Source organism: Mesorhizobium sp., assembly GCF_005063415.1.
Classification (GTDB): Bacteria; Pseudomonadota; Alphaproteobacteria; order Rhizobiales; family Rhizobiaceae; genus Mesorhizobium.
This window is the reverse complement of record NZ_SUEG01000220.1, coordinates 1-6,002: the sequence shown is the minus strand read 5'-3', so window position 1 is coordinate 6,002 and position 6,002 is coordinate 1. Positions and strand designations below refer to the sequence as shown.

6 protein-coding genes and 1 tRNA gene are annotated in these 6,002 nt (G+C 64.1%); 2 read left to right on the top strand and 5 right to left on the bottom strand.

Features of this window, described 5'->3' with window-relative positions; genetic code table 11:
* Positions 1–110: 110 nt before the first annotated feature.
* Positions 111–818 carry an ABC transporter ATP-binding protein gene (locus E5W70_RS30220; RefSeq protein WP_292664940.1) on the bottom strand — a complete coding sequence of 236 codons (708 nt, stop codon included), beginning with the start codon at positions 816–818 and terminating at the stop codon, positions 111–113.
* A gap of 2 nt (positions 819–820) precedes the next feature.
* On the bottom strand, positions 821–2,113 hold the full coding sequence (locus E5W70_RS30215; protein WP_292664939.1) for an efflux RND transporter periplasmic adaptor subunit: 1,293 nt from the start codon (positions 2,111–2,113) through the stop codon (positions 821–823).
* 111 nt (positions 2,114–2,224) lie between these two features.
* Between E5W70_RS30215 and E5W70_RS30210 the strand changes: the two genes are divergently transcribed.
* Complete coding sequence (locus E5W70_RS30210; RefSeq protein ID WP_292664938.1) at positions 2,225–3,130, top strand: PhzF family phenazine biosynthesis protein; 906 nt, start codon at positions 2,225–2,227, stop codon at positions 3,128–3,130.
* Positions 3,131–3,235: 105 nt separating this feature from the next.
* Positions 3,236–3,311: transfer RNA gene (locus tag E5W70_RS30205), tRNA-Lys, on the top strand.
* Positions 3,312–3,406: 95 nt separating this feature from the next.
* Here the strand turns inward: E5W70_RS30205 and E5W70_RS30200 are convergent.
* The 3 genes from E5W70_RS30200 to cobS are packed head-to-tail and all read right to left on the bottom strand — an operon-like array spanning position 3,407 to position 5,964.
* On the bottom strand, positions 3,407–4,141 hold the full coding sequence (locus tag E5W70_RS30200; protein WP_292664937.1) for a hypothetical protein: 735 nt from the start codon (positions 4,139–4,141) through the stop codon (positions 3,407–3,409).
* A 26-nt stretch (positions 4,142–4,167) separates the two neighbouring features.
* Complete coding sequence (cobT, locus tag E5W70_RS30195) at positions 4,168–5,178, bottom strand: nicotinate-nucleotide--dimethylbenzimidazole phosphoribosyltransferase (protein WP_292664936.1); 1,011 nt, start codon at positions 5,176–5,178, stop codon at positions 4,168–4,170.
* A 24-nt stretch (positions 5,179–5,202) separates the two neighbouring features.
* The gene (gene cobS, locus E5W70_RS30190; RefSeq protein WP_292664935.1) at positions 5,203–5,964 is read right to left on the bottom strand and encodes an adenosylcobinamide-GDP ribazoletransferase; all 762 of its coding nucleotides are present in this window, start codon (positions 5,962–5,964) and stop codon (positions 5,203–5,205) included.
* Positions 5,965–6,002: the final 38 nt, after the last annotated feature.

Sequence of the window (6,002 nt, the reverse complement as noted above, 5' to 3'; positions counted from 1 at the left end):
GGCGATGACGGCGGCCACACCGATGACGATGCCGAGCAGCGTCAGGAACGAGCGCAGCACGTTGCGGCGGATGGAGCGGAGCGAGAGGCGGACGGTTTCCCAGATCATGGCTAGGCCATCTCGAGACTGGCCGTGTCCGAGGCGACATGGCCGTCGAGGAAACGGATCGTGCGCTGCGCATAGCCGGCGACATCGGCTTCGTGCGTGACCATGGCGATGGTCAGGCCGAGCTCGCCGTTCAGCTGCGTCAGGAGCTCCATGATCTCGTGCGTGCGGGCGGTGTCGAGATTGCCGGTCGGCTCGTCGGCAACGAGCAGCGTCGGCCTGGTGACGATGGCGCGCGCGATCGCCACGCGCTGCTGCTGGCCGCCGGACAGTTCGGCCGGCGTATGATGCTCGCGGCCGACAAGGCCGACCTCGGCAAGTGCCTGCATGGCAAGGACGCGGCGCTCGCGGGCACCAACGCCGCGATAGATCAGCGGCAGTTCGACATTCTCGGCGGCCGTGGTGCGCGGCAACAGATTATAGCCCTGGAAGACGAAGCCGACATAGAGGTTGCGCAGCTGAGCGCGGCGGTTGCGGTCGAGACGGCCGGCGTCGATGCCTTCGAAGCTGTAGGTCCCAGCGGTCGGCGTGTCGAGGCAGCCAATGATGTTCATGGCCGTCGATTTGCCCGAACCGGACGGGCCCATGATGGCGACGAATTCGCCGCGCCTGATGGCGAGGTCGACGCCGGCCAGCGCATGCACCCGGGCTTCGCCCTGGCCATAGCTTTTCCAGACCTTGTCGAAGCCGATGAGGGTCGCGCCCGATGCCACGATCAGCTCCGCTGCTGCGAGGCGGTAATGACTTGCGCGCCTTCCTCCAGGCCGGAGACGATCTCGGTCAGTTCGCCATCTGTCGAGCCGACCCTGACGTTGACCGGATGCGGCCGCCCATTCTCCAGCAGGTAGAGCGTGCGCGAGCCGTCGGTGGGCTTCGCCGCCGCCTGGCGCTGGCGGTTGCCTCCGGGGCGTCCCATGCGGCCGGTGAACAGGTCGGTGAGGCTCCAGCCGCGCTCCGCCGTCTGCACCGGCCGGTAGCGGAAGGCGATCGATGGCACGGTGAGCACATTCTTGGCCTGCTTGGTGACGACCGAGACGGTGGCAGTCATGCCGGGCCGTAACAGAAGCTCGCTGTTGTCGACATCCAGCCTTGCATCGTAAGTGACGACGCCGTCGGTGGTGACCGAGGCATAGGAGATGTCGCGGATCTCGGCGTCGAATGGCCGTTCCGGGAAGGCATCGACTGTGAAGCGCGCATGCTGGCCGGGCCTGACGGCGCCGATATCGGCCTCGTCGACCGCAGCTTTCAGTTCCATGTTCTTCAGATCGGCGGCGATGACGAACAGCACCGGCGCCTGCAGCGACGAGGCGACCGTCTGGCCGGGATCGACCGAGCGCGTCAATATGATGCCGTCGATCGGAGCGTAGATGGTACTCTTGGCAAGATCCGTCTGCTGCGCCTTGAGATCGGCATTGGCCATGGCGAGGTTGGCTCTGGCGATATCGATCGCCGCCTTCGAGCGATCGCGCGTGGCGGTTGCCGCTTCGAGCGACTGGTCCGTCGCCATGCCGCGCTTGGTCAGTTGCGCCGCGCGCACCAGCGCCTTTTCGTTTTCGGCCAGGGTCACGGTGGCGTCCTCGACACTCGCCGCCGCTGCCTTGGCGGAGGCCTGGGCGCGCTCGATCTGCACCTCCAGCTTGGCGGTGTCTAGCGCGGCCAGCACATCGCCCTTCTTCACCAGTTGGTTCTCGTTGACCGAGACCGAGCGGACGACGCCGGAGAGTTCGCTGGAAATATCGACCTGGGTGAGGGGCTGCAGCGTGCCGGTAGCCGAAACCGCGACGGTAAAGTCGGCCATGGCGGCCAGTGTCGTGGTATACTCGATCTTGGCGGGCGAGCCCGCATGCCACTGGTAGCCGACGACACTCGCGGCGACGGCAAGCAGTGCGAACACTGCGTAAAGCCAACCGCGACGGCGTTTTGTCTTCAGGCCCTGGTGGTCGAGCCCGAGCGCCGTCTCGATGGCGGAAGCGGATTCCGTCTTTGGCAGATTGACAATCTGGTCCACGCCGGACCCCTATGTTCAGTGATATCCCATCAGTGCACAAATCAGGCTTAATGGTTCAAAATTCAAATTAAATTTCGCTCATGTTGGGAATGAGGCAGAGGACTTACTGAGATGCAGCCGCGGAATTACTTGCTTTACGACGTATTCACCACCAACCCGCTGGCCGGCAATCCGCTGGCCGTGGTGCTCGACTGTGACGGGCTGGACGTTGCGGCGATGCAGGCGGTGGCGCGCGAGTTCAACCTGTCCGAAACCGTCTTCGTGCTGCCGCCGGATAATCCGAAGCACCGGGCCCGCATCCGTATCTTCACGCCCGACTATGAAATGCCGTTCGCCGGCCACCCAACAGTCGGCTCGGCGATAGCGCTCGCCGAAATGGCGGGAGAGGCCGCCGGCATCTTCGTGCTCGAGGAGAATATCGGCCCGGTGCGCTGCGCTGTCAGCAAGCACGACGGTTCGACCTTTGCCGAGTTCGACCTGGCGAAACTGCCGGCGCAGCAGGAATTGTCGGCCGATCCCGAGGCGATCGGCGCGGCCCTTGGCCTTGGGCCGCACGAGATCGGCTTCGAGAACCACCGCGTTTCATTCTGGTCGGCTGGAGTGCCTTACGTCACCATCCCCGTCGCCAATCTGGAGGCGGCTGCCCGGATCAGGCTGGACAACCAGGCGTGGTCGGAACTGGCACCGCGCAAAAGCGAATGGGCCTTCGCCAGCCCCTACATCTATTGCCGCGAGACGGTGCACCACGACAGTGCCTTCCATGTCCGCATGATGGTGCCCGGCAATCCGTCCTACGAAGACCCGGCGACCGGCTCGGCGGCGGCCGCGTTCGCCGGCGCGATCATGCATTTCGACGGCCCGACCGACGGCGTTTCACAACTGTGGATCGAGCAGGGGCTGGAGATGGGCCGGCCTTCGCGCATTCGCCTCGAACTGAATGTCGAAGGTGGCAAACTGACGGCCGCCCGCGTCGGCGGCCATGCGGTCAAGGTGGCGGAAGGCAGGCTTTTTGTTTGACGGGCGAGGCACTTCGGCGATTTGTCGGGAAATGAATCCCACGGGGCTGGACATGGCGGATGTCGGCGGCTATATGCCCGCCAACGCCGGTTTTACCGGCCGAGTGGGTGCGTAGCTCAGTTGGTAGAGCAGCTGACTCTTAATCAGCGGGTCCACAGTTCAATCCTGTGCGCACCCACCAAAAATCTTCAGGATTTGGTGGAAAGACCCCAGAACGTGTGACGGCGTTTTTGCACGTTGCACCTATCAGCCGGTTGCAGTCGGCGAGCCTGATTTCTATTGGATGGTGGGCCGTAGATAGGTGAGGGTTGCCCGGGCCAGCACGCTTTCGACTTCTGTGAAGCTTGTTTTGCTTTTGCTGGCAATCCATTCGAGTTCAGGAACCCTTGGCAACCGAAGCGCGTCACATATTCCAGAACCCGACAGAATTGGGTGGTGGAAGGACGTCGGCTCGTCGTTTGCATAGTAGGGGAAGCGAAAATATAACCAGATTGGCCCGCCATACCCCAGCTTGATGGTCATTCCCACTGTAACCCTGTGGCCAAAAACGTCTTCGAAAATTCCGCGGAAACCAAGGTCCCTGGCATCGTAGTTATGCCATTGCCTCACCAATCCCAAAGAACTCCATGCCTTCAGGGTATGGGCTTTCAGTTCTTCGCGATTGGGGAATTTCGTCATTTCTGGAGTTAGATGGGTTGGCGGATCGTAATAGCCGGTTTCTGCTCGCCATTCTTCTGCGGCATTGCGAAGATCTTCAAAAATCCGGACGATTCGCGGATTCATCGGATTCCCAGAGCGGACTGAAATCCGCCACTGAGAAATCATCTCGCACAGTTCCTCGACTGTATGGCCTGATCGCTCTGCCCAATCTTCTGTGGCCAGTATCCACGGCGAATTGTATTTCAGCCCGGCAAAAGCTCCGCACTTGCTGTCGAAATCTCTGATGATCCGAGCAAGAATATCGCGAAGCCCCTGTTTGGGGTCTCCGAAGATCTGTGAGCGTTTGTTCATCAATGGAATCCGCACTTAGGCCCGCCTTACTTCTCCGAAACACCAGCCTCCGCAAAGCTTGCCATGCGGGCGTGGCATTCTAGTGCCGAGCGGACGATGTTGACGGCGAGGCAGGCGCCGGAGCCTTCGCCGAGCCGCATGCCGAGATCGAGCAGCGGCGGCAGGCCGAGCGCCTCCAACAGGCGGCGGTGGCCGGACTCGGCCGAGACGTGAGCGGCCATGGTGTGGGCAAGGCCGGCGGGATGCAGCCCGGCCAAGGCTGCCGCGGCGGCGGTGCAGACGAAGCCGTCGAGCAGCACCGGCACGCCGAGGTGGCGCGCCGCCAGCGTCGCACCAAGGATCGCCGCGAGCTCGCGGCCGCCGAGCGTGGCCGCTATCTTCAGGGGATCGGCTAGAGCCGTGGCGTGGCGCTTCAGGCCGGCCTCGATGGCGACGATCTTGCGCACGAGGCCGGCATCGTCGACGCCGGTGCCACGCCCTGTCCATCGCTCCGCGCCACCACCGAACAGAGCGGTCGAGATGGCGGCGGCCGGCGTGGTGTTGCCGATGCCCATTTCGCCGAAACAGACAAGGTCGAGATCCCTGCTGATCGCGTCGTAGCCTGCCGAGACGGCGGCGAGGAAGGCCTCGTCGTCCATCGCCGGCTCTTGCGTGAAGTCGCCGGTCGGACGGTCGAGGTCGAGCGGGATGACGTCCAGCTCCGCGTCGGCGATACGGGCAAGCTGGTTGATGGCGGCGCCGCCGCCGGCGAAATTCGCCACCATCTGCACTGTGACCTCCGAAGGGAAGGCCGACACGCCCTGCGCGGTGACGCCGTGGTTGCCGGCAAAGACGAAGACCTTCACACGATCGAGCTTCGGCATGTCGCGGCCCTGCCAGCGCGCCAGCCAGGCGGCTATTGCCTCCAGCCGGCCGAGGCTGCCTTGCGGCTTGGTCAGCGTGTCCTGGCGGCGGGCGACGGCATTGGCCGCGGCGTCGTTGCCACTGGGCAGGTCGAGGCAGGCGGCGCGCAGTTCATCGAATGATTTGAAAGGCATGGGGGCGAAATCTCCGAAACAGAGTCAAGAAAGGGAAACGGAAGCGACGAGCAGGATTGCGGTCTCGCCCAGCTGCTGCAGGGCACCGACGGTGTCGCCGGTCTGGCCGCCGACCTGGTTCAGGCAAAGCGCCCGGAACGCGGCAAACAGAAACGCAAGCAGGATGAGCGCGAAGATGGCAGCGCTGAACCCAAGCGCCAGCAGCGCGGCCGCACCGAGCACAGCACCGGCTATAGCGGTTTCGGCCGTGACTGTGCCTGCATCAACCGAGAGGCCGTCGGCGCGGGCCGGCGGCAGCAGGTGCATGAAGGCGCCGAGCAGGCCGCGCGAAGCCGCTTGCGCGGCAATGAGGGCCCAAAGGACATGAGCCGGGCCGGCGAATCCAGAGAGCACGCTCCAGCGGATCAGCAGCGAGATGCCGAGCGCGCAGGCGCCGTAGGCACCGATGCGGCTGTCGCGCATGATCTCCAGTTTCCTGTCGCGCGTCTTGCCGCCGCCAAAGCCGTCGGCGACGTCCGAAAGCCCGTCCTCATGCAGGCAGCCAGTGACAAGCAAGATCGCGGCAAGGGCCAACGCTGCAGCAGGGCCAGCGGCAAGGCCGAGCCTCGTTCCGACGGCGTAGACCAGCGCACCGGCCAGAGCGACGGCGAGACCGGCGACCGGTGCGGCCCAGATCGCAGCAGCAAGGCTGCGGCCACGGAAGTCGGCTCTCGGCAGCGGCAGCCGGGTGAAAAAGACGAGGCAAAGCGCGATGTCTTCGAGAATTTGCTGTTGCGAGGCCCTCATGCGCCCCTCGCAATGGCATGGAAGAAGGTGCCGCTGAC